Here is a 23,630-nt window from a genome sequence, read left to right as displayed (position 1 = left end):
ACTGTTTATTTCTCGTCATCCATCTTGTAATCGGCGTCGATCACTTCACCATCCGCCTGTTTCTCGCCGCCGCCGGAATTTGTTTCCGGCTGAGCTTCGGCGTCCGGCTGCTGCTGTGCATTGGCGTACATTTCAGATGCCGCCGCCTGCATCGCCGCATTCAATTTTTCCATTTCGGATTTGATGGCGGCATCGTCGCCGTTTTTCAGTGCTTCTTTCAGCGGTTCGATCGCTTTCTCAACCTCCGCCTTTTTCGCGGCGTCGAGTTTATCACCGTTTTCTTTCAGGAATTTTTCCGTCTGGAACACAGTGCTGTCAGCCTGATTCCGCAGGTCGACGCGTTCTTTCGCCTTTTCATCTTCAGCGGCATGCACTTCAGCATCTTTTACCATCCGGTTGATTTCATCTTCTGAAAGACCGCTCGAAGCGGTGATAGTGATGTGCTGTTCTTTGCCGGTGCCAAGATCTTTTGCAGACACATTCAGGATTCCGTTCGCATCAATATCGAATGTCACTTCAATCTGCGGCACACCGCGCGGCGCCGGCGCAATTCCGTCGAGCTGAAAATGCCCGATGGTCTTATTGTCCTTTGCCATTTTGCGTTCGCCCTGCAGAACGTGAATGTCCACCGCCGGCTGGTTATCCGCCGCCGTTGAGAAAATTTCACTTTTCTTCGTCGGAATCGTCGTGTTGCGTTCGATGAGAGGGGTGCGGATACCGCCGAGCGTTTCAATTCCAAGCGTTAACGGAGTCACATCGAGCAGAAGCACGTCTTTCACTTCGCCCTTCATAATGCCGCCTTGAATGGATGCGCCGACTGCCACCACTTCGTCCGGGTTTACACCTTTATGAAGCTCTTTGCCGTCGAACATATCTTTCACGGAAGTCTGCACGCGCGGCATGCGGGTCGACCCGCCGACAAGAATCACCTCGTCGATTTGCGCCGGCTGCAGTTTGGCGTCATCCAGACACTGCTTCACCGGAATTTCAGATTTCTCGATCAGATCATCAACCAGCTGTTCCAGCTTCGCGCGGGTGAGGGTGACGTTCAAATGTTTCGGTCCGGCAGAATCCGCCGTGATGAACGGAAGGTTGATATCAGTGCTCTGCGAGCTTGAAAGTTCGCATTTAGCCTTCTCCGCCGCTTCTTTCAAGCGCTGCAATGCCATCGCGTCTTTCGACAGGTCGATGCCTTGATCTTTTTTAAATTCTTCGATGAGCCAATTGATAACCTTTTGGTCGAAATCGTCACCGCCGAGGTGCCCATCGCCGTTTGTCGCGGCCACTTCAAAGACACCGTCGCCGATGTCGAGAATTGAAATATCGAACGTTCCGCCGCCGAGGTCGTAAATTGCAATTTTTTCATCGTGTTTTTTGTCAAGACCGTAAGAGAGGGCAGCCGCTGTCGGTTCATTCACAATACGCAGCACTTCAAGGCCGGCAATTTTTCCGGCATCTTTCGTGGCCTGCCGCTGACGATCATTAAAATACGCCGGGACGGTAATCACAGCCTGCGTGATCGTTTCGCCGAGATACGCTTCCGCGTCTGTTTTCATTTTCTGCAGAATCATCGCCGAAATTTCCGGCGGCGCGTATGTTTTTTCGCCGATTTTAATATGAGCATCGCCGTTCGGCGCTTTCACAACCTCATACGGTACAAGCTCACTTTCGCGCGCGATTTCTTCATAGTTACGGCCCATGAAACGCTTCACCGAAAAAACCGTATTTTTCGGATTTGTCACCGCCTGACGCTTTGCCGCCTGGCCGACGAGACGTTCGCTATCTTTCGTAAACGCAACCACGGATGGTGTTGTGCGTCCGCCCTCAGCGTTTGGAATAACAGTCGGTTCACCGCCCTCCATCACCGCCATACAGGAATTTGTCGTTCCCAGGTCGATTCCTAAAACTTTTGATGCAGTTGCCATAGGTTAAATTTCCTTTCTTTTCAAAAATTTAATATTATTCATAGTAAGCAATATTTATACCAATTATAATTTTTATGATGTTATTAATTGATAATTAAATAGATAAATGATTTTAATTTAAGAGATAATTTATAAATAGAGGCAAAATGACTCACTTGATAAGGGTGAAATGACAAATCGACACGCCAGAATATTTATGCCGCCGGCGGCAGGTCTTTCCTTGAAAAACCGTTCATCGCCAGAACTTCGTCAGTTGTCCTGAAATGACATTTGCAGGTTTTTAATAAAATTTCGGGGCCTTTATAGGCAATCAATTGCGCCGCAATTTTTTTAACTTTTTCCGAACAGCCTTTGGGAATGGATTCGATACCGAGATCTTTTTCCATTTTTCTCAGCGCCATTAAAAACCCGGCGCGCGCGAGAATTGATGCTGCCGCTACCGCCGGGTCGGATTCCGCTTTGGTGCGCTGATCAAGTTTAATTTTCCGGCCTTTGCTCATCAATGCGCGCTCAATTTGAATGGTCGGACCGAATTTATCAGCGAGGGCGCGCGGGCAGTCCGGGACTTTTTCGAGCAGATTTTCAATTGTACGTGCGTGTCCCCAGGCGAGCAGCTTATTTACATTACCGATTTTTGCATACATACGATTGTACGCTTCCGGGCCGATAGAAACGATTGTGTACTGTCCCTCCAGTTTTTTGCGAATATCGGATGCCAGTTGCAGCGCAACACGGTCGCTGGTGATTTTTTTACTATCGCGCGCGCCAAGTTCTTTCAGGATTTCAACTGTTTTTTTATTTACAAACACCGATGCGATAACGAGCGGGCCGAAAAAATCGCCCTTGCCGCTCTCGTCAATTCCCATATGCGGTTGAACGCTTTCCGGATCGTGTACAGCATCGTATCCAAGCTTGGCTTCGCCGGTAATCTTGGGTTCGAGCTCAAACGTAACCCAGTCTTCGGCGCCTTTTCCTTGTACGAGACACTTTCCAGAGTTGTAGAGATTAATCCGGCTGCTGCCTGTATCCACTGCGATCTGTGTATGGGGCACCTCAACAATACGGTAACCGGAGGTTTCAAGCAGGTTAACCAGTTTTTTCTGTTGTGTTTCCGTTAATTTTATTGTGAAAGAATTTGATTTCATTTTTTATAAAATATAATAATCCTTGATAGGAAATGAAATGAAAATAAAAGACGAGAAAATTCCTGCCAAAATTGACTTGTGTTAAAAATTGTTTTTTAATTCACAAATGAGATTTCTTTTTTATATACAGCTTATTGCAGTGCTGATTGCCGGCGGAACTCAGGTAGCGGGAGCTGCGGGGAAAGAATCCGAATTTAAAACATTGGCGGTTTTGCTGGCGAAAGGATGGTTTCCTGATCATGTTGCGCGGAACGCATCAGTTGCAGAGTGTGTGGATTTTCTGAACAAACACGGAATTTGTTTTTCAATATTTGATTTAATGAATCCGGCGGCAAAAGTAACCTATGAAGATCTTGCCCGGGTTGCCGGTCAGGCAGCAATTCTTTTTGAAGGAGAAGCCGTGATTGAGCGGGGGTGTATAAAAAAGCCGAAAGAAATGAAAACATGGGTTGACTATTGCCTGCTGAATGATATAGAAATTAATGAAATTTGGAAAAAATTTCAATTGAATGTGGATGTGGAGTGAAAAAAATTAAATGGTTTTGCAGTTTAAATAAAACGGAGAACGAAATGAAACGGAAATCAATTGTGTTGGGTATTCTGCTTGCATCAGGAGGAATTGCATCGCTGCTTTTTGCACAGCAGCTCGGATTGCAAACAATTTTAAATGATCAGGGGGTTGCAGCCGTGGGACAAGCGGTACAGGCTGCGGCAGAACAAGCGTTCGCTTCCGGCGCCGAACCGGCGGATATTCAGGCACAGCTGATTGCTATTCTGGATGAAGCTGCCGCCACCGGCGATGAAAATGCGGTTAATTATGCAATTGTCGGGGTGATGTATGCTGGCGGTCCGCAGAATCTTGAGTTTACAACTGCCGTGGTTGAACAGAGTCGTGCTGCTGCGCAATATCCTGAAATAACCCGAAATGCGATTGCCGGTATGGTTCTTTATTTTTCCAAGGATGCTGATGTTTATGTGTCAGGAGGAAGAGATCCTTCTCAGGAAATTGGCCTGTTCAGCCGTGATAATAAAATGGGTGATGATGGGGATGTTCCTGCAACACCTCATTAAACATTTTGACAGGATCATATATATCTTAATGTAAAAGCAAATCAGGATTATTTATATAAATTGAACAGGAGGTCGTGGTGAGTAAAAAGTCATTGTTAAGTATGTTATTTGCCGGAGCACTGTGCGGACAGGTTTTTGCAATAGACGATACCCCGTTTAAAATATCGAATACCCTCCGGTTCGGATACGATGATAATCCGTACAGTGTACATAACAGGGATGATTCCTTTTTTGTAGAAGATATCATTGATCTGGCTTTCCGTGCATCACTTTCAGACCGCACAGATTTAATGCTTAAAGCACAATTGCGCGCTGAAGTGGATGAAGAGGATGAAAGCCTGTATCCAAACTTTTTTGGAACGTTGAATCACGCGTTTTCATCACGATTGTTTGTGTCACTTTCTGAAACGTTCAAAACCGCAGACCGCAATGGCTCTGCGAATATAAAAAAACCAAATAAAAAAGAACGCATCGATTACTGGCAGAATATTATCGGCTTAAATGCTGACTATGTATTGAACCAGAAACATCAGATCGGTGTGAACGGAACTCATGTCATTGAACGGAATGACAGTAAGGCTGATGTATATGATTTTACGCGTTATGTTGCCGGGGCGTCCTGGTCGTATGCGCTGAAGCCGCAGCAAACCCGTTTTACCGTGATGGCGCAGCATGTTAAAGTCGATTATGATGAAGTCCATAGTAAGTATAATCAGGAAGTTTTATATGGTGAGTTGGCGCACACATTCAACCCGAACTGGAAAGGGACGGTTAAAGGCGGTTTGACATATACAGATCGTGATTTTGCAGAAAGCGACAGCACCACAGATCCTCTGTTTGGTGCCGGACTTATTTTTTCTCCGTCGCCGAAAACGTCGATTGACGCCAGTGTGGATTATCAATATGAGCAGACCGAAAACAGTTCTTATGGCGGACGCACCGCAACAACAGTCCGGCTGGGAATCGATCATGAATTAACGGCCAAGATGCGGGTCAAATCCAATGTTCGTTTTGTTGACAGCGACTATGAAAAGAAAGATCTGGACAAAAATGGTCTCGCCGACGGGAGTGGTGGTGAAGAGCATTGGTATTTCAATGCCCGCTTGTCATATAAGTTGAACCGTACGCACTCGATTGAAACAGGTTATAGTTATTCACAAAAAGATCGGGATGGGGTGCAAAACGCGGATTGGAGACGTCATCGGGTTGATGTCGGGTGGCGCGTAGACCTGTAATCAAGCCGATCCGTTCAATGATTTTATTGTGGTGGTGAGGTCTTATGGCCTCACCATCGTAGTTTAGAAGGACAAAATTATGACAGAGACGGAGAAAAAGGAAAAAACTCTTCACTTTCTTGATTACTGGCGTGTCATCCGGTCACGAAAAGAGATTATTTTTGCAGTTCTGCTGCTGGTTGTGATTACGGGGACAACGTTTTCTTTGATCAGTCCGAAAATTTACAATGCACAGGCACGCATTGCGGTGAATCGCGATAATGTCGATTTAGATCCTTTTAATTCGTTTGCAAATATGCCGCAGAATTATGATCCATACTTTCTTCGCACGCAGTTTGAAGTGATTCAATCAAAACCGGTGCTGTATGAGGTGATGGATCGTCTGAATCTTCAGGAAATCTGGGCTAAAAAAGATGAACCGCTGACAAAAGAGATCACGTATAAGATGTTGCGTTCCAGTTTGAGCGTCAGTCCTTATCGCGACACGACGCTTATTTCCATCATAGCAGAAAGCGAAGATCCGCTGGAAGCTGCCCGGATCGCCAATGAAGTGGCGGCGGTATATCGCGACATGCGTCTGGATTTAAAAATCAAAGAGATCACGCGAGCGATCGATGCACTGAACCGGGAGCTTGAAAAACAGCAGGATAAAGTCAATCAGGCTGAAGCAAAGGTTGAAGAAATACGCCAGGAACATGGGATTTCTGTTTTATCTGACGGAGTTGATGCCAGCAGTGTTGAAAAACTTCAATTACAACAGATGCTCGGTGATCGCATCACCGCCCGGGTTGAAATGCTGGTGGCGCAAACCCGCTATGAACAGATGGACTCTTTGACCGGCGATGAACTTTTAAGCGCCGCATCGTATGTGACCAGTGATCCGTATCTGGAAACAATGCGCACACAGATCAAAGATTATGATGTTACTTTGACATCGCTGCTCGAAAATTACGGACCGAATTATCCGGAAGTAAAGCAGGTGCAGGCAGCCCGCGACGAACTGTTTGGAAAACTTACCAGTGCGCTTGAAGGAGTAAAAAAAGGGTTGCGCGTTCAATACATTGTTTCAAAATCAAAATTTGAAGCACTCGATGAAGAACTGCAAGGTATTCAGAAGACAGACCGTGAATCGCAGTCGATAAAATTTCTGCCGTTTCGCAAAGCACAGGAGGAGCTTGATATCCAGCGTTCAATTATGAATGCGCTGCAGGCACGAATTGCTCAGGAAGGAATCGTTACAGAAATTCCGAGAACACCGGTAGAAATTATCGATGCGGCGGAACCCTCAACCCGCCCCGTGCGTCCCAACCTGTTTTTGACTATCATATTGAGTATTCTTTGCGGTCTTGGCTCCGGTGTCGGCCTTGCGTACTTTATTGAATATCTGGATACCTCAATCAAGACAGCTGATGATGTTGAACGCTGGATCGGCCTGCCTGTTCTCGGGTTGATTCCGCAGAAAGTTCGCCCGTTGATTGAAGAAGGACCCGACAGCGAACATGCGGAAGGATATCGTGTTCTTCGCACAAATATATCGTTTTCTGATTCAGGCCCCAGTCGCGGTGCTTTTGCTGTCTTGAGCGGCGGCGCCGGTGAAGGGAAATCAACGACTGCATTTAATCTTGCGTATATCTGCGCACAGCAGGGCGAAAAAGTTCTTCTGGTCGATGCGGACTTGCGTCGTCCGGTTCAGCATACCATTCTCGGCGTTTCCAACCGGTTCGGGTTAACCAACGTACTTTTACGCGACGTTCCAGTGGAAGAAACAATAAAGACGACCGGTGTTCCGAATCTCCACTTTCTGCCGTCCGGTCGTCTGCCGAGAACATCGCTGGGTGTATTGGATCCGAAGAGAATTCGCGAGCTGGTTCAAAGTTTGAAAGAAAAATACGATATTGTGATTTTTGATACACCGCCGCTGGTTGGTATCAGTGATGCTGCTGTAATCGCAAAAGAAATGGACAGCGTTATTCTGGTTATTCAATATCGTAAATATCCGCGCGAAATGATTGTTCGAGCGAAACAAACGCTTGATTCACTCAAGATTTCGCAATCCGGTGTAGTCCTGAATAATGTGAATATTATGAGAGATGATTATTATTACTATTATCACTCGTACTATTCAAATTACCATCATTATCGTTTGCCGGATTCATCACACACCGGAGCATAATTTTGTATTTGAAAGGATCATTAATGAAGCAGACTGTCATTAGAGGAGTTCTTCTCTTGTTTGTATCATGCATTGTATCGGGGTGTTTCTTTTCCGGTCGGCAGCCGGTCCCGCCATCCAACAATACGGTAGGGCTTTACCGGTTGCGGCCGCAGGATCCGCTGCAAATCTCACTGCTTGGAATTCCTGAAGAAAAGATGCAGGAAGTGATCATTGATGAATACGGGATGATAACAATGCCGTATGCAGATGAGCCCATCAAAGCTTCCGGACTGACAACAACTGAACTGGAACGGAAAATTCAGAAAATGTATGTCGATGGACAAATTTACCGCAATATTACGGTGAATGTGCAGACTTTGGCCAAAAGCTATTTCATTGATGGCGAAGTAAAACGTCCGCAGGAATATCTGTTAAACCGGCATATCACGTTAATGCAGGCGATCGCCGCTGCCAGCGGTTATACGGAGTATGCGAATAAAAGAAGCATTGAAATCACCCGCGCAGGAAAAGTAATAAAAGTTGACGGGCGGAAAATTGAAAAAAATCCGCAACTGGATATTCCGCTTGAAGCCGGCGACAGAATCCGTGTAAACCGGACGTTCTATTAGTCGGGAAAATTTTGAGATAAAAATACCAGCAGCCTGTGGGGCGGTATTCTTATTTCCGGTTGCAGAGTAAGGGATCAAGCTGAAAACGGATTTCTTTGATTTTTGGCAGACCGGAGACAGTTGAAATTTTTTTCAATAGAAAATTTTTCGGAATACGGCGTGCTTCTGCCAGCCAGCCGGCATGATCTGCATACACGGTGAGTACCGAGTTTTTTAAAAAAACAGGATTCGTGTGTCGGGCGATCTGCTCACCGGTAATTGCCGGCCAGCGGTCGATTAAAACATCGGAAGCCTCGTAATGTTCAATTTGTTCGCCGGCGGTGATTTCAGTAAGAATTTCTTTGATGAATTTTTCTTTTCGTGCCGGCGGCGGCGGCTTTTCATCTTCAATACAAAAGCGCTCGCGTGTAAGCTGCCACTTTTGATAATCCTGACGGGCTGGTTTCATTTAAAATCACAGTTTGCAAAATTTTTTGAATCCAGCAGACTGTAGCATATTAACCGGACCCGGCACGCGTGAATTTCAGTTTTGAACAGTTTTTGTTAGTTTTGTTGATGATATTCCTGCTTGTTTTATCGGCCGTATTTTCCGGAACAGAAACAGCACTGTTTTCCATTTCCGTCGATGTGCGCCGCCGGTTGCAGCAGCATCGCGGAACTGCCGGACTGTTACGTGTTCTCAGTCAAGAGCCGTCGGAACTGTTAACTGCACTGCTTTTTGGAAACCTCATTGTAAACATTCTGTTTTTTTGTATCGGCGCTGCACTGGCAGGGCGCGCCGGCAGCCAGACTGGCGGATGGATTGAATGGCTGTTTGGAATGATAATTCTGCTCGCCGTAATCCTCTGTGGTGAAATTGCGCCGAAAGCCGGCGGAATTCATTTCCCCGGCACGATTCTTCGCGCCACTGCATTGCCTGTCCATATATGGTTTCGCATTGTCAAGCCTTTCCGGTGGATTGTCCGGAAAACGCTTCATCTCTTACATCCCGGCGGAAACGCGACGGCGGAAAGCACACTAAATGCCGGCGAGCTGCGCGAACTGTTACGGGCGGTTCAACACGAACCGGGATTTGGAAGTCAGGAAAAGGAGATTCTCGAAGACATCGTAGACCTGTCTGACATTCGTGTGCGCGAGATTATGACTCCGCGTGTTCATGTTCTGCGTAAACCGCTAGAGGCTGATATGCAGGAGATAATTAAGACCGCAGCCGGAAAACATTTCAGCCGGATTTTAATTTACCGGAACGGCTGCGAAGACGATCTCATCGGATATATTCGCATCCGCGATATTTTTTTACACAGTAACCCCGCCGGAGTTTCACCGGAACATTTTTTGCATCCTTTAAAATTTATTCCTGAAACACGCCGCGCGGAATCTTTGTTGAAAGAAATGCTGACGGATGAAGAGGGTATTGCGGCAGTGGTTGATGAATACGGCGGACTGTCCGGAATCGTCACCACTGAAGATCTGTTCGCGGAAATCGGCGGTGAAACAGCCGGCGATCATGAAAATGAAATTCAAAAGCTGGACGAAACCACCTATCGTATTTCCGGCGGACTGGCCGTTCGCGAATGGAGAGATCTTTTCACCGGATTTCTTTCCGGTATGGAAGTCCGGAGTTTATCATTCGATACTGTCGGCGGTTTAATCATTTCCATGCTCGGGCGAATGCCGCAGGAAGGCGATTCTGTTTCTTTGCATAATCTTTATTTAACGGTTGAATCCGTAAAACACCGGCGCGTAGAAACGGTTCTGCTGCAGCTTAGTTCCGCCGGAGGTGCTGAATGACACTCTGGTGGACTGTTTTTTTTATTGCCGTACTGTTCGCCGGCTCAGCTTATTTTTCCGGCATAGAAACCGGCGGTTACACCGTAAACCGCATTCGCTTGCGCTTTCGCGCAGAAAATCAGGACAAGGCTGCCAAATGGCTGCAGGCCGGGCTGTCCGATTCCTACCGTTTCATTTTTACCGTTCTGATCGGCAATAACATCGTAAATTATCTCCTTTCCCGTAAAGTCACGCAACTGTATCTCGGCGCCGGCGTCGGACAGGACGGACGTTTACTATTCGGATTTCTGCCGTGGTCAGCGGAATTCGCCGCAACACTGACATTAATGCTGCCGGTATTTTTTCTGGGTGAACTGATCCCGAAAGAAATTTTCCGGCGGCGTGCCGATTCTCTCATGTACCGTGTTTCCGGTCTGTTACTGTTCATAGAAACCCTTTTTTCCCCATTAACTGAATTGTTGAAACGTCTCTTTGTCATTTTGACCGGAGAAGGCGATGCACAGGGACTCACGTTGTCACTGCAAAGTTTTCGCGAATATTTTTTAGATAAAAAACACTCCTCTGTATTAAGTCGTCATCAGCACGGGATGATTGATAATGTCATCGCGATGCAGCGCATAGCCGTACGCGATATAATGAAGCCGGTTTCTGCCATGCCGGCGCTTAACGAAAATGCAACCGTCGCAGAGACAATTGATGTATTCAAGAAAATCAAAGGGGAACAAATCGTTGTATTCCGTGAAACAAAAAATAATCTGACCGGTTTTATAGACCTGCTGGATATCATTGCTGCCGGTGAAAAATCTGAAGTGCCGGTAAAACCGTTCATTCGAAAAATTGACCGCATTGCGCCGGATAACTCACTCGCCCGTGCATTGCGCCGGTTGCGTGCCAAAAAAGAATCCGTCGCTATTGTTACCGACCGGCATTCAAAGACCGTGGGAATTCTTCACCTGAACGATGTCGTACATTATATTGTTGGATAAGCCGCTCTGCAAAACAGGGGATATCCTGATTTTTACACATAGACCGTTTCATAATTGACGTAAAGGGCGTCTTTGATTTACGATCAGCTCTTATTATCGGTGAGGGTATTTTGCGAAAAGCATATTTAATAAGTTTGAGTTTATTTCTGGGTACGCTGACGGTGCTGCCTCAAAGCGCGACACAACTGGGGTTTTCAGAACTGGTTGCGGCGGCTGATTTTGCCCTGCAGAATAAAGATCCCGGCACGGCGGTACCTTTATTGAAGGAAATTATCACTCGCGTGGGAAGTTTGAACGACCGTTCTGCGAAAGACAGTATTCAACAGGCGCGAATTCAGCTTAGTCAGGCACTGTGTGATATCGGGCAGTGGGATGAAGCTGAGAAATATATCACTGAATATCTTGCGAATGAACCGGTAAAAGACCGGATTTCGGCGCAGCAGATTCTCTGCCGGATTGCTCGGGCCATGGAAAACTGGGAAGTGCTGCAGACGACCGCACAAACGATGGCGGATGACCGGACGATCAGTCTGCGTAATAAAGAAACAGCTGAACAGTTTCTGTTGCAGGCGTATTTTCAGCTTGGAAAATATGAAGAAGCGCTGGCGATGATCCCGGATGCGCTTAAACGCACCAAAGACCAGGGTAATATTCGCGCCTACCGGTTGATGCACATACGCTGCCTGTTTGAAGTCGGCAGGAGTGCTGAAGTGATTAAAGCGCTGCCGGTGCTGTTTCGCGGTGAATCGCGCGACGATGTTACGCTCAATTTGACCCTGTTGAATATCGGTGACCGCCTGTTCGATCAGCAAAAATATCGCGCAGCGCTGGCAATTTACCGTTTGGTTCTGCCGAAAGGCGATCTGCTCAACCGTCAGCAGGAACGTCTGGCGGAAATTGAAGCGAATACGCGCGACAAAGATCGCGAATGGAAGATTACACAGTTACGCGCCGCGCTGGAAACATTGCAGAAAATTCCGGATTATGATGTGCATATCGCGTATCGTGCCGCGCAGATTTATGCGGAGCAGAAACGTTATTGGGAAGCGGCCGTGCTATTCGATCATATTTATCAAAAATATCCGGCGCGCGAGGAAGGGCTTTCTGCTTTCTTTCAAAAAACTCTGCTGCTTTATGAATTAAAACAGTACACTGAAGCGATTGCAATCAGTGAAGATTATCTCGAAAAAAATAGATCCGGACTTTATCCGCGCCTGATCTGTACGCGCCTGATGCAGCACTACCTGAACGATCAAGAATTTGATTCTGCGCTGGCATTACTTAAATATATTGATAGCTGGACGCCGCCGAAAGATGAAGATGAACGCGGACAGGAATTGACCGTCCGTTACCTGGTCAGTTTCGCATATTTCCGGATGATGGAATACGACTTAGCGATTGATGCGTTTGAAAAAGTAACGCGGGTTGTGCCGAATACTGCCGAAGGAATGGATGCACGCTATTGGCAGGGAATGTGCCGTCTGCTGCAGCAGAAGTTTGAACAGGCATACGATATTTTCATGAAGTACCGGCAAGACCAGCCGCGTGCAGCGTTTGCACCGGATTCTCTGTTCCGCGCCGGCGTCTGCCGCTTCGGACTGGAAGATTATGATCATGCTCGCACGCTGTTTAAAGAGTTCATCGACACCTATCCGCAGGATGAACTGATTCCGGATGCGCTGGCGATGTATGCTGATCTGCTTGGTGCCGATGGGCTGCTGGACGAGGCGGTGGGTTTATATAAGCAGGCGGTCGATTTTTCTAAAGAGCGTTATCCGGACGCAGCAGACAATTTAAAGAAACAGTTTTCGATGTCTGCCACATACGCCGTGTTCCAGATGGCAACGACGCTGGAAGTGGACGCTGAGGCCTATAAAGAAAGCAAAGAGTTTGATAAAGCGGCAAAAAAATATGAGCAGTTGATTTCACAGATGGAAGATTATTCGAAGTTTTTCGGTGCGGATGCTGATTGGGCTCAAGCGGTTTTCTGGATTGGCAAAGCACAGCTTGCACAAGGTGATGCTGATAAAACGGTGAATGCCTATCTTGACGCGGTAATCCGTTACGGCGACGATCCGGCGCAAACCGGCATCGCATCAATTCTGTTTGATCTGGCGAATATTATAAAAACAAAATTAAATGATGATCAGCGCTTCGCCGCCGAAAAAACGATTTATGACGCACTGCATGATGCTGCCGGCAGGCCGACATTAAAAATCTGTCTGGAAGTTTTAACTGCGGAACTGAACGGTTCTCAGGATGAGCTCAGCCGTACGCTGCTGGCACGCGAAAAAGATCTGAAAGTGGTTCCGCCGGCAGGACTTTCGCTGATGTGTGCCGCACTGCTGGAAACAAATGATTATTCCCGTGCCGAAGAATTTTTTAATGTATTTGCGGAGAATTACGAAAATTCTCCGTTCATGAAAAATGCCTGTAAACTGCGCGCCGAAGATTTATACCGGCAGCAGAAATATGATGAGGCGCTGGATGTGGCGATGAACGCGCTCGGACTTTACGGCGCAGACCCGGCGATCGGCTGGGCGCAGTTGATGAAAGGCAATATTGAAGTGATGCGCGGCGAATATGAAGCTGCCGAAAAAACGTATCAGTTGATTTTTAATGTGCGTGCCTGGCGCGGTCCGATTGCCGCGGAAGCGATGTACCGCACCGGCGAAAGCTGGTTTTTACGCGGCAACTACGAAAAAGCGTTCGCCTTCTATCAGCGCACGTATTTGCTTTATAAAGCATACGACAATGGTCGCTGGGCGGCAGATGCGTATTTAAGGAGTGCTGAGTGTCTGGAAAAACTTGGACGTCCGGCCGCTGCACGCAATACATACCGTGCGATGCTGCTGGATGACTATGTACGTGAACTGCCGCAATCGCAGACAGCGCGCGATGTTCTCGGTCCGAAAGAAACTGATGAACTGCTCGCCGGTAACGCAAATACCATGGAATCTGTTGGAGCGGAGGTCGCAGAATGAACCGCTGGTTTAAAGTTTTAATTTTTTACGGAGCAACGTGCAGTTTAATCTCACAGGCCGCACCGGTGCGTGTCCGGCTGCAAACGACCGCCGGAAACCTGTCCGGTGCTCTGGAAAGCCGTGCCGGCAGCATGATCGTTTTTACTCCATCCGTCGGAGCGGAATCCATGCAGCTTCCGGCGGCACAGATTACAGCCATTCAGTTTCCTGTTGGAAAAACGGATGAAGAGGATATTGCGCTGCTGTTGAATGACGGAAATTATTATAACGCTGAGGAAATTCTGAGTAAACGCATGGCAGACTGGCGCCCGTATTTTGATTTGCCGTCGAATGCCGGGCAGCAGATCGCACAGTGGCTGGCGGTGTCGTACTGGATCGGCGAGTACGACCGCGCGCTTGAATTTGCCGCCGCACTGTTGAAACAATCCGGTGATCTGAAAAATGCGGCGCAGTTTTATTCGCTGCTGATTACGCTGGAAAAAGGCGGTTACGAGTCAATTGACGTATTTTTGAAAACTCCGGAGGGGAATGCGTTATTTCCCGAAGAATCCGCTGCACGGCTTTACATGGACGCCCGTATTCAACAGTACCATAAAGAATACACATCGGCGATTCGCACCGCAGCGCTGCTGATGGCCATTCACAGTGCCGATGCCGACTGGGTGCCGAAAACCGAACTGCTTTGTGCCGAACTATATTTCCAATTAAACATGCCGGAGTCGGCACAGGCTGTGCTGGCCGATATCAAGGAGTTTTATTCAGACCCGCACATACAAAAAAGAGCCGCGGAAATCGCGAAAAAAAAGTGAATGGAAGGTGGAGAGTAGAAAATGAAGAAAAAAACAGCGTGGATTGTTATGATTGTTTTGTCGGTTGCCTCATGGATATTTGCGCAGGAGGCTGTTGAAACTGCCGGCCCGGAAAAAATTACATTTCTGGATCTGATTTATCAGGGCGGCTGGACGATGATTCCGCTTGGACTGTGTTCTTTCGGGCTGATCGTTTTTGTCGTACAGAACTTTATTTCACTGCGGGAAAAAACGCTGTTGCATAAAGAAATGATGCCGGAACTTCTGCAGATGATGGTGAAGGGCGATGTGCGTAAAGCGCTGGAATACTGCCGCTCCAAACCGGCGATGTTTACACTCGTGTTCGGCGCCGGCCTGGAACGCTGTATGAAAGATGAAGTGGATTATGATAAAGTAAAAGAATCAATCGAAGAGGCTTCTATTGAACAGACAACGCAGTTAATGAAACCGATTGATTATCTTTCCATTATCGGCGCGATTTCGCCGATGCTCGGACTGCTTGGAACGGTATCCGGGATGATTAAAGCCTTCCATACAATGGGATCGCAGGGTATGGGTAAGCCGGAACTGCTCGCTGCCAATATCGGGGAGGCGCTCATCACAACAGCCACCGGCCTGATTATTGCAATTCCGGCGATGCTGTTCTTTTTCTTTTTCAAAAAAGGCTTTAATAAAACCCTTGCCACACTCGGCCGTAATGTCGGCTTCCTGTTCGATGCTCTTGAAACCGGCGAAATGCCGCTGGCGTTCCAGGATTTAACTGAACAGAAACATGATTAATGCGGATCGTTAAGCAGAGAGACGCATGAAACTGAAACTTATAGATGATGAAAATGTTGATATCGACATGTCGCCGATGATCGACATGGTTTTTCTGCTGCTCATCTTTTTTATTGTTGCAGCAGCGGCGGTAGATTTGGATAAACCGAAAAATATTGAAATTCCGCCGGCCAGCCAGGCGAAAGTTGCTGAGGATGTTACCGGACGACTCACCATTTCCGTGGCTGAAAACGGACAGCTTTATATCGGCGCGATTCCGGTGACGATGGACGAATTAAAAGAACGGGTGACGGAGGAACTGGGCACAGACCCGGAACTGCGGCTCTTCATTCGTGCGGATGAAAACGTACCGTACCGCGTCAATAAAGAATTAATGGTTGCCTGTGCTGAAATCGGCGCGGTCAATCTGATTTATGCGGCGTTTGAGGAATAACCATGAACCTGCAGAAAAACATCGGGGAAGATAAAATTGATATGCAAATCACACCGTTAATCGACGTTGTGTTTCTGCTGCTCATTTATTTCATGGTGACATCGGCGCTGGTCAAAAAAGAAGCGGATATCTCATTTATGCTGCCGGCACGCGTCGATCAGCCCGAATCTATTGAAATGCCGATCGAAGTGCTGATTGAAATTGCACCGGAAGGTGATGTTTATGTTGAAGGCATGAAGTTTTCGCGCGACGATCGCGCTCTGAATACACTGGCAACGCGTCTCGTTGAGCTCAAGCAGGCCGCTGAAACGTCCGGCAGTGAGCTCATCGTTAATATTCTGCCTGCCGATCAGGTTTTGCATAAACGTATCATTGACGTCATGAACGCCTGCGCCGCTGCTCAGGTGAAAAACACGTCGTTTACTATGAGCATGTAAAAATCGGTTAACTCTTCGTTTACAACAAGCATTCGTAAAATTTGCAGGATGCACTGCGTGTTTCGGCACTCAACTGTTCAGCAGTTCACGGATATATTTTTCATAAAGGTGAGGCTCAAGCAGGAAAGAGTCATGTCCTTTGTCGGAATGCACCGTGACATGCGTTACCGGTACGCCGCTTTCTTCCAGACGTCGCCGGTAGAATTCCTGTTCTTCAGGATAGAAACAGTAATCGCTGTCGATCGTGAAAAGCAGATGCTGCTGATGCCGGCACGGCGCAAACAGCGTCCTGTAATCCGGCGCGCCGGTATCGCGCAGCAGATGATAATCCGACCACGCGGCAATGAACTGCAGATAGCTGTTGGCATCGAAGCGCCGGACGAGTTTACGCCCCTGGTGCAGAATATATGATTCAAGCGGCGTGTGGACTTTATACCACGAAAATTCGTCGTATTCCTGTTCCCACCGGTTTTGTGCGCGCTCTTCAATGAAATCGAGCGAGACAAATGTTTTGTGCGAAATCATACGGGCGAGGGCGAGTCCACGCGCCGGCGGTTCGGCATCATAATAGTTGCCGTCGCGGAAATTCGGATCATTTTCAATCGCAAGAATCTGTTCGAGATTGTAGGCACGGATGAGTGTAGTCGGCTCAATGCTGCATGCAATTTCAACTGCGCGGCAGGTGATTTCAGGATAGCGTGCGAGCAGATTGGCCGCCAGCATTCCGCCGAGCGACGCGCCGACAACGGCGTACAGCGTTTTGATGCCGAAATGGTTTAGCAGCGGCAGTTGAGAGTCGACAACATCACTGAGATGAATGCGCGGGAATTTCCCGCCGTACGGCTTGCCGGTTTCCGGATTGACGGACGCCGGTCCGGTGGATCCATAGCAGCCGCCGAGATAATTTGCGCAGATAACAAAAAACTTACCGGTATCAATCATTTTTCCGGGACCGACAAAGCCGTCCCACCAGCCGGTCCGGCATTCGGTATTCCAGCGCGTGCCGGTGTCCGGCACCGCCGGATTAAATCCGGCGGCATGCTGCGATCCGGTGAGTGCATGAAACAGCAGAATCGCATTGTCGCGCGCTTTGTTCAGTTCGCCGTATGTCTCATACGCCAGCGTAACCGGACCAAATTCCGCACCGCTTTTCAGCTTCAGTGAATCGTAAGTAAAAAATCTGGTTTCAACATTCATAATCCGTCAAAAGTCTGCCGCCGGGCGTCTAAAAGTCCGCTCCGGCGCCTGACTTTAACTGCCTGTTTTTATTTCAGGGCCTGCTTTAAATCGTCAATGATATCGTCAATATTTTCGATTCCAATGGAAAGGCGGACGAGTCCCGGTGTAATGCCGCAGGCACGCTGCTGCTCCGGTGTGAGCTGCGCATGCGTAGTGGTTGCTGGATGAATTGCCAGGCTTTTTGCATCACCTACATTTGCGAGGTGTAAAAACAGCTTCAGCTTTTCTATGAATTTCCGGCCGTCGTTTTCGCCGCCTTTCAGTTCGACCACCACCACACCGCCGAATCCGTTGTTCAACAGCCGTTTGGCAACAGCGTGCGACGGATGGCTTTTGAGTCCCGGATAGTGGACCCACGCAACCTCCGGCTGCTGTTCCAGAAATTCAGCGACCGCCAGCGAATTCCTGCTGTGCCGCTCCATCCGCAAACTCAGCGTTTCAATGCCCTGCAGAAACTGCCACGAACTGTCCGGCGCAATGCACGCTCCGAGATTACGCAGCGGTGTCAGCCTCATCCGCAGGATGTACGCCAGCGGTGCGAGTTCCGGCGGCAGATCGGTGGCAAAACGGATGCCGTGATAACTTCCGTCCGGCTCTGAGAACAGGGGATGTCTGCCGGAGTTCCAGTTAAATTTGCCGGCATCAATCACAACACCGCCGATTCCATTGCCGTGTCCGCCGAGCCATTTTGTCAATGAGTGCACCACAATGTCGGCGCCGTGTTCGATCGGTTTGAGCAGTGCCGGCGTGGTGAAGGTGCTGTCGACAATCAGCGGCAGACTATGTTCATGCGCAATTTTTGCAATCGCCGGAATATCTGAAACGTCGAGCGACGGATTGCCGATTGTCTCCGTGTAAATCGCTTTCGTTTTATCCGTAATCGCCGCCGCAAAGTTTTCCGGCACGGAAGGATCAACGAATTCCACCTTGATGCCGAGTTGCGGCAGAATGTCGTTAAACTGCGCATACGTTCCGCCGTAAAGATTGTTCGACGAAACGATCTCGTCGCCGGCTTTGGCGAGATTGATAATGCTGTAGAAAATTGCCGTTGTACCGGATGCCACCGCCAGCGCGCCGGCGCCGCCTTCGAGTGCCGCAATGCGTTTTTCAAGTACATCCGTCGTCGGATTTGTCAGCCGCGTGTAAATATTACCCAGTTCCGCCAACGCAAACAGATTGGCGGCATGTTCCGTGTTTTTAAAAACATACGCACTCGTGCGGTATATCGGTACAGCGCAGCTTGCGGTAGTCGGTTCAGCAGAATAACCGGCGTGCAGCGCCAGTGTTTCATTTTTACGTTTTTCACTCATTGTCGATTCTCCATTTCATCAGGCATTGGCAATCGACAAACAGGACACTCCACAACTTTCCCCGTACGGGGCGCATCGCCTAGTGCAAGGCCGGAGCACCTTTGTTGTCAGGTTGCCGGGCGTCGTTAACCACGCCTCTCGTAATGCAGTGCGGCAACATACACGTTCCAGTTGCGGAGTCAACAGAACATTTGTATTAAAAAATTTGGCCTTGATCCCGGCGCTGCCGGTTTATAGAAAAATAAAGTCGTGTTTATTTGTGTAATTTCTGCGAACTTTCAGTTAAAGAGATGTGCATGATCATGAATTCGAAAATTGTTTTTATCGGCGCCGGAAACATGGCAGAGGCCATTGTTAGCGGAATAATTGCCGGACAATGTTGTGCACCGGAAAACATTGTGATGACGGATGTGATTCCGGAACGGCTCGCGGCGCTGGCGGAAAAATACGGCGTTGAAGTTTCTATCACAAATCAGGCGGCAGAAAATGCCGGAACTGTTCTGCTCGCCGTAAAGCCGCAGGTTTTACCGGAAATTCTGCATGAACTGAAACCGGTACTAAAAAAAGAGACGCTGGTCATCAGCATCACTGCCGGAATTACGACCCGGAAAATTGAAACATTACTCGGGGAAAACCGGCGCGTAGTGCGCGTTATGCCCAATACACCGGCGCTCATTAAGCGGGGTGCATCCGCTATTGCCGGCGGTGTAAACGCCGGTGAATCCGATTTGGAAATGGTTGAAAAAATATTCAGCAGCGTTGGATTTACAGTGCGCGTCGACGAAAAAGAGCTGGACGCTGTGACTGCATTGAGCGGTTCCGGTCCGGCGTATGTTTTTTATCTTCTCGAAGCGATGCTTGCCGCCGCCGGCAGAATGGGACTCGATAAAGAAGTCGCGCGCGCGCTTGCCCTGCAAACTGTAACCGGTTCTGCCGAGCTCATGCAAACCTCCGGTGAAGATGCCGACACCCTGCGTGCCAACGTTACATCCAAAGGCGGAACCACTGCCGCTGCAATCAATGTGCTTGAAACGCAGGGCGTAAAAGAAGCCATTATCGAAGCACTGCTCGCCGCACAAAAACGATCTGCGGAGCTTTCTGCATCCTGACCTTGACTCAATCGGCGCGCTTTGGCTAAATACGCGCCTTCCTTTGGCCAATGTAGCTCAGTTGGTAGAGCAGCTCATTCGTAATGAGCAGGTCGTCGGTTCGAATCCGTCCATTGGCTCCAATATAATTCCGTCGTGATCAGTGAATTATAAAGATTTTTCAATTCGGCTGATCACGGATCGCCGAAGATGATTCGCCTTCATATGCATTCGAATGCTCAGTACCTGTCGAGCCGTTGAAACACTGTTTAACATCGAGACCCTGGTTAAGATTTAAAATCAGGGCTGACTGACAATGTGACTAAAAGAAAGTTGAATTTCAGTTTTAAAGACAGTATTTTTCCTTGAAGTAAAAGGAGTCATATAGGTTTAGAAGAATAATTTAGCATCAGAAGTTTTAGTCGTTCTCTGGAAACCGCCAGTTTCTTACACACGAATGACTTCATACGAGGATGCGCCAATCGGCGCGCCTCTTATGTTGTGTTCGTGTGTGGGCTCTGGCGGGCCTCTGGAGAGCATGACTGGGAGGTGGCGCCTCTCTTTTTAGAGAACTCCTCTCCCGGTTTGTAAAACCGCAACACAGGAGAGGAACATGCAGAAAAAGAGGAATCGGGGGCATATCCCTATATCCATTGCCGTTTCAGTCGCTACGGCATTCTTAAGCGGCTGCACATCACCAAACGTCAGTAAAATTCACGCCGCCCGCTTAAAAACATTCGGAGAAAATAACCGGATTACGATATCGGGGTGTAAATATTCGCACGCAACCATATCGAGCGCAACGATTCTTGGCGGAGTGATAGGTCATGTTATTGTTACTGAAGCCACGAGGAAAAGAGATTTAGAACAGCAACTGAACAATGAGTGTGTGGAGATTATTGAATCCGTTTTCACAAACTCAACAGCTTTTACTTACGTTCCCCGTTCAGAAATCGGACTGCCGGAAAATATTACCAAACCGGATCACGACCAATACCCGGCGTTTCATGACAAATTCGGTGTCGGTGCGTTTCTTGAGCCGAAATTTTATTTCATGACCGCAAGCGGGTTCGATAAGACCTTGCGTCTGTACACCGTCTGGAAAGTGATCTCTCCGGACGGCTCTCTGATCTGCCAGATCAAAACCCGGGCGGATGGATATAAACTATCAGGAATCACATATTCCACTGCCGACCCAGAACACAAAGACGAAATCCTACGACTTGCACGAAAAAGCGCAGCGCAGTTCCTGCAGCTTTGGCCGAAACAGAAATGATCAAAATTATTAACCGGAGAATATTATGAACAAAAAAACGATTCAAAACATCATCAGTACAGCTGGCGTAGTGTTTATTTTAACCGCTTGCACTCATCCGCTAGCTATAAAAAATTTGAATATGTATCGTGCCGGCGCCATGGAAACACCGTTGGAACAGCCGTTGCGTCTGGGAATTCGTGAAAAACATTATCAGCAAGATACCAGACAGCTGGCACGGAATTTTATCATTGATCTCAGTCGATACAATATTCAGGCCACCACTGCAATTAATGTAGATAACAGCAATGTCGACGTCATAGCGACATTTAATATGCATCCTCAATATAGAGGTTCCGGCTTGAATTTCCTGATCAGCTGGCCGGGATTCTTGATCTTCACGCCGGCATGGAATGGATATATTTACACTGTCGAATATGATGTTCAGGTGGACTTAACCGATGCGCAAACCGGACAGCACATAAAATCCGTGCATATTCCGATTGAACTGGATGTCCGGCACGCCGATATGAAACGGACCTGGCTGGCAGAATCCGGCTGGTGGATGCCTGGGTGGTCAGTTTCAGCACTTATTGGAGGCATTATTCATATAGGGTATGACTCTGATGTTACGCCGCTGGTTCAGGAAAAATCTATGCCGGTATTGAGCGATTTCATTGCACAGGAAGTTGCCGAGGGGCTGCATGGCTATACGAAATCAAAGTCTGTGTCTGTTCCCAAAACCACCGGAGAACCGGTAGATGCAAAGCTGCAAAAACTCACCGAGTTAAAAAACCAGGGATTATTGACCGAAGATGAGTACAACGCCAAACGGCAGGAAATCATCAACGCGCTGTAATCGACATGTCAACCCCGCCCGCGCGTTATGCGGCCCTTAACTCCGGCTGATGCCGAACAGAAAGGAGGATGTCATGCACTATGGATAACTGACCGCCTCGATTTCTGATTATCGATATTATGTTTAGTAAATATTTAACAAAAGGAAAATTCATGAAAAAAGTATTATTCATTTTATTAGCCGGTATTACCGGATTCAGTTTTGCGGATGGAGTCCGCCCGTATGTCCGTGTCGGTGCTGGCGGTGCATTTTTACAGGATTCCGACATCAGCGGGCTCGATATCGGGTATGGAAAATTGGATGATGCAGAATTCGATGCCGGTTATGTTATAGGCATGGCGGCCGGTATCGCATCTGATGAACTGCCGGTTCGCGTAGAACTGTCATTCTTCTATCAGAAGAATGACATCGATCAGATCGAAGACGACTACTATTACTACAAAGACGTTGGCGATATTTCAATGCTGGCGTTTATGTTAAATGGGTACTATGACTTCAGAAATAGTTCTATCATTACGCCGTATCTGATGGGCGGTATTGGTGCAGTCAGGGTAAAAGTGAAAATTGACGAATTAGGTAGTGGATCTGACACCGTCGCCGCATTTCAGCTTGGTGCAGGCGTAGACGTTAAAGTCACAGATAACATTAGCCTAGATGCCGGATATCGGTTTTTAAAAACATCCGATCCGGATCTTGACGGAGTGGATATGGAAATCACTGGACACCGAGTTGAATTGGGACTCCGGTATACATTCTAGCTCCAAGCTGTTAACCCAGCGAACACGCCACTTTCCGTGGCGTGTTTTTTATGCGGTCGAAGATAGAACACCACGGCTTTAGCCGTGGATGAATGAGCCTCCTGATTGCCGCGAACGCAAAGTTTCGCGGCGTTCAGGTCAGCTCCGAGAGGAGCTGTGATGAAAAAAGAACCCCGAGTTTACTCGGGGGTATCTATGCATGATACGAAAAGGATAGCGCCTCCAGGGAATGGAAGATCGCAGGGTATCCGGAAAGAAGGCCTCCACCTCCGTGCTGTTGCAATGTTCTTCGAAGATCATCGGAGACTTATCAGGCGTCTGTTACGGGATGCGGAAATGATATTGGTTCGTCCGCGCCGTTCACCCTCAACATCCGTACATAGGCCACGCTCCGTTCCCGTAAATCCATTGTATATGCTTTCATCAGCGTACCGTGTCGCAAACCACACAACTGAGCCGTGTTATTTTTAAAATGGTTCAAGACAAGTTAATGGGATTGACATAACCCTTAAGATGTTGTCTTGAAATGAGTAATAAATATATTTTCCATTCACGGATTTCGGAGCACGATTTCCGGCGTATTATCCGCTGCTTCCCGGTGGATATTGAAGCATCAAAGATCGCTGTTCTTACCGGGCTGAGCCGCAACACCATCAACCGGATTTTTTATGCAGTTCGTCAGCGGATTGCGGAGTGTTGCGAACTGGACAGTCCGTTTAAATGCGGCGAAGTTGAACTGGA

22 protein-coding genes, 1 tRNA gene and 1 riboswitch are annotated in these 23,630 nt (G+C 48.0%); of the genes, 18 read left to right on the top strand and 5 right to left on the bottom strand.

Annotated features, from left to right (window positions below):
* Window positions 1–5 precede the first annotated feature (5 nt).
* Together dnaK and rnhC are read right to left on the bottom strand one after the other, a co-directional pair.
* Window positions 6–1,925, bottom strand: a complete 1,920-nt coding sequence (dnaK, locus tag WC959_10140; protein MFA5689488.1) for a molecular chaperone DnaK — start codon at window positions 1,923–1,925, stop codon at window positions 6–8.
* 194 nt (window positions 1,926–2,119) lie between these two features.
* Window positions 2,120–3,070: a ribonuclease HIII gene (gene rnhC / locus WC959_10135; protein MFA5689487.1), complete on the bottom strand. Its 951-nt coding sequence runs from the start codon at window positions 3,068–3,070 to the stop codon at window positions 2,120–2,122.
* 106 nt (window positions 3,071–3,176) lie between these two features.
* Here rnhC and WC959_10130 point away from each other — a divergent pair, with 106 nt between their 5' ends.
* The 5 genes from WC959_10130 to WC959_10110 all read left to right on the top strand — a co-directional run bounded on the left by WC959_10130 (window position 3,177) and on the right by WC959_10110 (window position 8,160).
* Entirely contained in the window at window positions 3,177–3,596 is a 420-nt protein-coding gene (locus tag WC959_10130; protein ID MFA5689486.1) for a hypothetical protein, read from the top strand.
* A gap of 44 nt (window positions 3,597–3,640) precedes the next feature.
* Window positions 3,641–4,141: a hypothetical protein gene (locus tag WC959_10125; protein ID MFA5689485.1), complete on the top strand. Its 501-nt coding sequence runs from the start codon at window positions 3,641–3,643 to the stop codon at window positions 4,139–4,141.
* Between the two features lie 77 nt (window positions 4,142–4,218).
* Window positions 4,219–5,376, top strand: coding sequence for an outer membrane beta-barrel protein (locus tag WC959_10120; GenBank protein ID MFA5689484.1), 1,158 nt, complete (start codon window positions 4,219–4,221; stop codon window positions 5,374–5,376).
* Between the two features lie 79 nt (window positions 5,377–5,455).
* A complete protein-coding gene (locus WC959_10115) occupies window positions 5,456–7,549 on the top strand; it encodes a polysaccharide biosynthesis tyrosine autokinase (GenBank protein ID MFA5689483.1) in 2,094 nt (697 codons plus the stop codon).
* Between the two features lie 23 nt (window positions 7,550–7,572).
* Window positions 7,573–8,160 (top strand): polysaccharide biosynthesis/export family protein, encoded by a 588-nt coding sequence (locus WC959_10110; protein ID MFA5689482.1) that lies wholly within the window; start codon window positions 7,573–7,575, stop codon window positions 8,158–8,160.
* Window positions 8,161–8,209: 49 nt separating this feature from the next.
* On the opposite strand, the gene WC959_10105 is transcribed toward WC959_10110, so the two are convergent.
* Entirely contained in the window at window positions 8,210–8,608 is a 399-nt protein-coding gene (locus WC959_10105; protein MFA5689481.1) for a DUF721 domain-containing protein, read from the bottom strand.
* A 68-nt stretch (window positions 8,609–8,676) separates the two neighbouring features.
* Here WC959_10105 and WC959_10100 point away from each other — a divergent pair, with 68 nt between their 5' ends.
* The 7 genes from WC959_10100 (at window position 8,677) to WC959_10070 (ending at window position 16,380) form a co-directional block, all read left to right on the top strand.
* Entirely contained in the window at window positions 8,677–9,951 is a 1,275-nt protein-coding gene (locus tag WC959_10100) for a hemolysin family protein (protein MFA5689480.1), read from the top strand.
* On the top strand, window positions 9,948–10,937 hold the full coding sequence (locus WC959_10095) for a CNNM domain-containing protein (protein ID MFA5689479.1): 990 nt from the start codon (window positions 9,948–9,950) through the stop codon (window positions 10,935–10,937). The genes WC959_10100 and WC959_10095 overlap by 4 nt, the downstream gene beginning before the upstream one ends.
* A gap of 134 nt (window positions 10,938–11,071) precedes the next feature.
* Complete coding sequence (locus WC959_10090; protein MFA5689478.1) at window positions 11,072–13,921, top strand: tetratricopeptide repeat protein; 2,850 nt, start codon at window positions 11,072–11,074, stop codon at window positions 13,919–13,921.
* Window positions 13,918–14,730 carry a hypothetical protein gene (locus tag WC959_10085; protein MFA5689477.1) on the top strand — a complete coding sequence of 271 codons (813 nt, stop codon included), beginning with the start codon at window positions 13,918–13,920 and terminating at the stop codon, window positions 14,728–14,730. The genes WC959_10090 and WC959_10085 overlap by 4 nt, the downstream gene beginning before the upstream one ends.
* A 21-nt stretch (window positions 14,731–14,751) precedes the next feature.
* Window positions 14,752–15,510, top strand: coding sequence for a MotA/TolQ/ExbB proton channel family protein (locus WC959_10080; GenBank protein ID MFA5689476.1), 759 nt, complete (start codon window positions 14,752–14,754; stop codon window positions 15,508–15,510).
* 25 nt (window positions 15,511–15,535) lie between these two features.
* Window positions 15,536–15,943 carry a biopolymer transporter ExbD gene (locus tag WC959_10075; protein MFA5689475.1) on the top strand — a complete coding sequence of 136 codons (408 nt, stop codon included), beginning with the start codon at window positions 15,536–15,538 and terminating at the stop codon, window positions 15,941–15,943.
* A 2-nt stretch (window positions 15,944–15,945) separates the two neighbouring features.
* Window positions 15,946–16,380, top strand: coding sequence for a biopolymer transporter ExbD (locus WC959_10070; protein MFA5689474.1), 435 nt, complete (start codon window positions 15,946–15,948; stop codon window positions 16,378–16,380).
* A gap of 69 nt (window positions 16,381–16,449) precedes the next feature.
* Here WC959_10070 and WC959_10065 read toward each other — a convergent pair whose 3' ends face one another.
* Window positions 16,450–17,577, bottom strand: a complete 1,128-nt coding sequence (locus WC959_10065) for a homoserine O-acetyltransferase (protein ID MFA5689473.1) — start codon at window positions 17,575–17,577, stop codon at window positions 16,450–16,452.
* Between the two features lie 68 nt (window positions 17,578–17,645).
* Window positions 17,646–18,929, bottom strand: a complete 1,284-nt coding sequence (locus WC959_10060; GenBank protein MFA5689472.1) for an aminotransferase class I/II-fold pyridoxal phosphate-dependent enzyme — start codon at window positions 18,927–18,929, stop codon at window positions 17,646–17,648.
* Window positions 18,930–18,972: 43 nt separating this feature from the next.
* Window positions 18,973–19,081, bottom strand: a riboswitch (SAM-I-IV-variant riboswitch).
* A gap of 150 nt (window positions 19,082–19,231) precedes the next feature.
* Between WC959_10060 and proC the strand changes: the two genes are divergently transcribed.
* The 6 genes from proC to WC959_10030 form a co-directional block, all read left to right on the top strand.
* Window positions 19,232–20,038: a pyrroline-5-carboxylate reductase gene (proC, locus tag WC959_10055; protein ID MFA5689471.1), complete on the top strand. Its 807-nt coding sequence runs from the start codon at window positions 19,232–19,234 to the stop codon at window positions 20,036–20,038.
* A gap of 46 nt (window positions 20,039–20,084) precedes the next feature.
* Window positions 20,085–20,160, top strand: a tRNA-Thr gene (locus WC959_10050).
* Window positions 20,161–20,630: 470 nt separating this feature from the next.
* On the top strand, window positions 20,631–21,293 hold the full coding sequence (locus WC959_10045) for a hypothetical protein (protein ID MFA5689470.1): 663 nt from the start codon (window positions 20,631–20,633) through the stop codon (window positions 21,291–21,293).
* A 25-nt stretch (window positions 21,294–21,318) separates the two neighbouring features.
* Entirely contained in the window at window positions 21,319–22,131 is an 813-nt protein-coding gene (locus WC959_10040) for an SHOCT domain-containing protein (GenBank protein ID MFA5689469.1), read from the top strand.
* Window positions 22,132–22,283: 152 nt separating this feature from the next.
* Entirely contained in the window at window positions 22,284–22,889 is a 606-nt protein-coding gene (locus tag WC959_10035) for an outer membrane protein (protein ID MFA5689468.1), read from the top strand.
* 526 nt (window positions 22,890–23,415) lie between these two features.
* A partial coding sequence (locus tag WC959_10030; GenBank protein MFA5689467.1) for an IS1595 family transposase occupies window positions 23,416–23,630 on the top strand: 215 nt, incomplete at its 3' end.

It is taken from the genome of Kiritimatiellales bacterium (assembly GCA_041656295.1).
GTDB lineage: Bacteria > Verrucomicrobiota > Kiritimatiellia > Kiritimatiellales > Tichowtungiaceae > Tichowtungia.
Note: the sequence above shows the minus strand (reverse complement) of the source record. Positions and strands in the feature narration are given on the sequence as shown.

Bases quoted from the DNA above. Each gene is read 5' to 3' on its own strand.
- dnaK (MFA5689488.1), bottom strand. From the start codon at position 1,925: ATGGCAACTGCATCAAAAGTTTTAGGAATCGACCTGGGAACGACAAAT.
- rnhC (MFA5689487.1), bottom strand. From the start codon at position 3,070: ATGAAATCAAATTCTTTCACAATAAAATTAACGGAAACACAACAGAAA.
- WC959_10130 (MFA5689486.1), top strand. From the start codon at position 3,177: ATGAGATTTCTTTTTTATATACAGCTTATTGCAGTGCTGATTGCCGGC.
- WC959_10125 (MFA5689485.1), top strand. From the start codon at position 3,641: ATGAAACGGAAATCAATTGTGTTGGGTATTCTGCTTGCATCAGGAGGA.
- WC959_10115 (MFA5689483.1), top strand. From the start codon at position 5,456: ATGACAGAGACGGAGAAAAAGGAAAAAACTCTTCACTTTCTTGATTAC.
- WC959_10110 (MFA5689482.1), top strand. From the start codon at position 7,573: ATGAAGCAGACTGTCATTAGAGGAGTTCTTCTCTTGTTTGTATCATGC.
- WC959_10105 (MFA5689481.1), bottom strand. From the start codon at position 8,608: ATGAAACCAGCCCGTCAGGATTATCAAAAGTGGCAGCTTACACGCGAG.
- WC959_10095 (MFA5689479.1), top strand. From the start codon at position 9,948: ATGACACTCTGGTGGACTGTTTTTTTTATTGCCGTACTGTTCGCCGGC.
- WC959_10085 (MFA5689477.1), top strand. From the start codon at position 13,918: ATGAACCGCTGGTTTAAAGTTTTAATTTTTTACGGAGCAACGTGCAGT.
- WC959_10080 (MFA5689476.1), top strand. From the start codon at position 14,752: ATGAAGAAAAAAACAGCGTGGATTGTTATGATTGTTTTGTCGGTTGCC.
- WC959_10075 (MFA5689475.1), top strand. From the start codon at position 15,536: ATGAAACTGAAACTTATAGATGATGAAAATGTTGATATCGACATGTCG.
- WC959_10070 (MFA5689474.1), top strand. From the start codon at position 15,946: ATGAACCTGCAGAAAAACATCGGGGAAGATAAAATTGATATGCAAATC.
- WC959_10065 (MFA5689473.1), bottom strand. From the start codon at position 17,577: ATGAATGTTGAAACCAGATTTTTTACTTACGATTCACTGAAGCTGAAA.
- WC959_10060 (MFA5689472.1), bottom strand. From the start codon at position 18,929: ATGAGTGAAAAACGTAAAAATGAAACACTGGCGCTGCACGCCGGTTAT.
- proC (MFA5689471.1), top strand. From the start codon at position 19,232: ATGAATTCGAAAATTGTTTTTATCGGCGCCGGAAACATGGCAGAGGCC.
- WC959_10045 (MFA5689470.1), top strand. From the start codon at position 20,631: ATGCAGAAAAAGAGGAATCGGGGGCATATCCCTATATCCATTGCCGTT.
- WC959_10040 (MFA5689469.1), top strand. From the start codon at position 21,319: ATGAACAAAAAAACGATTCAAAACATCATCAGTACAGCTGGCGTAGTG.
- WC959_10035 (MFA5689468.1), top strand. From the start codon at position 22,284: ATGAAAAAAGTATTATTCATTTTATTAGCCGGTATTACCGGATTCAGT.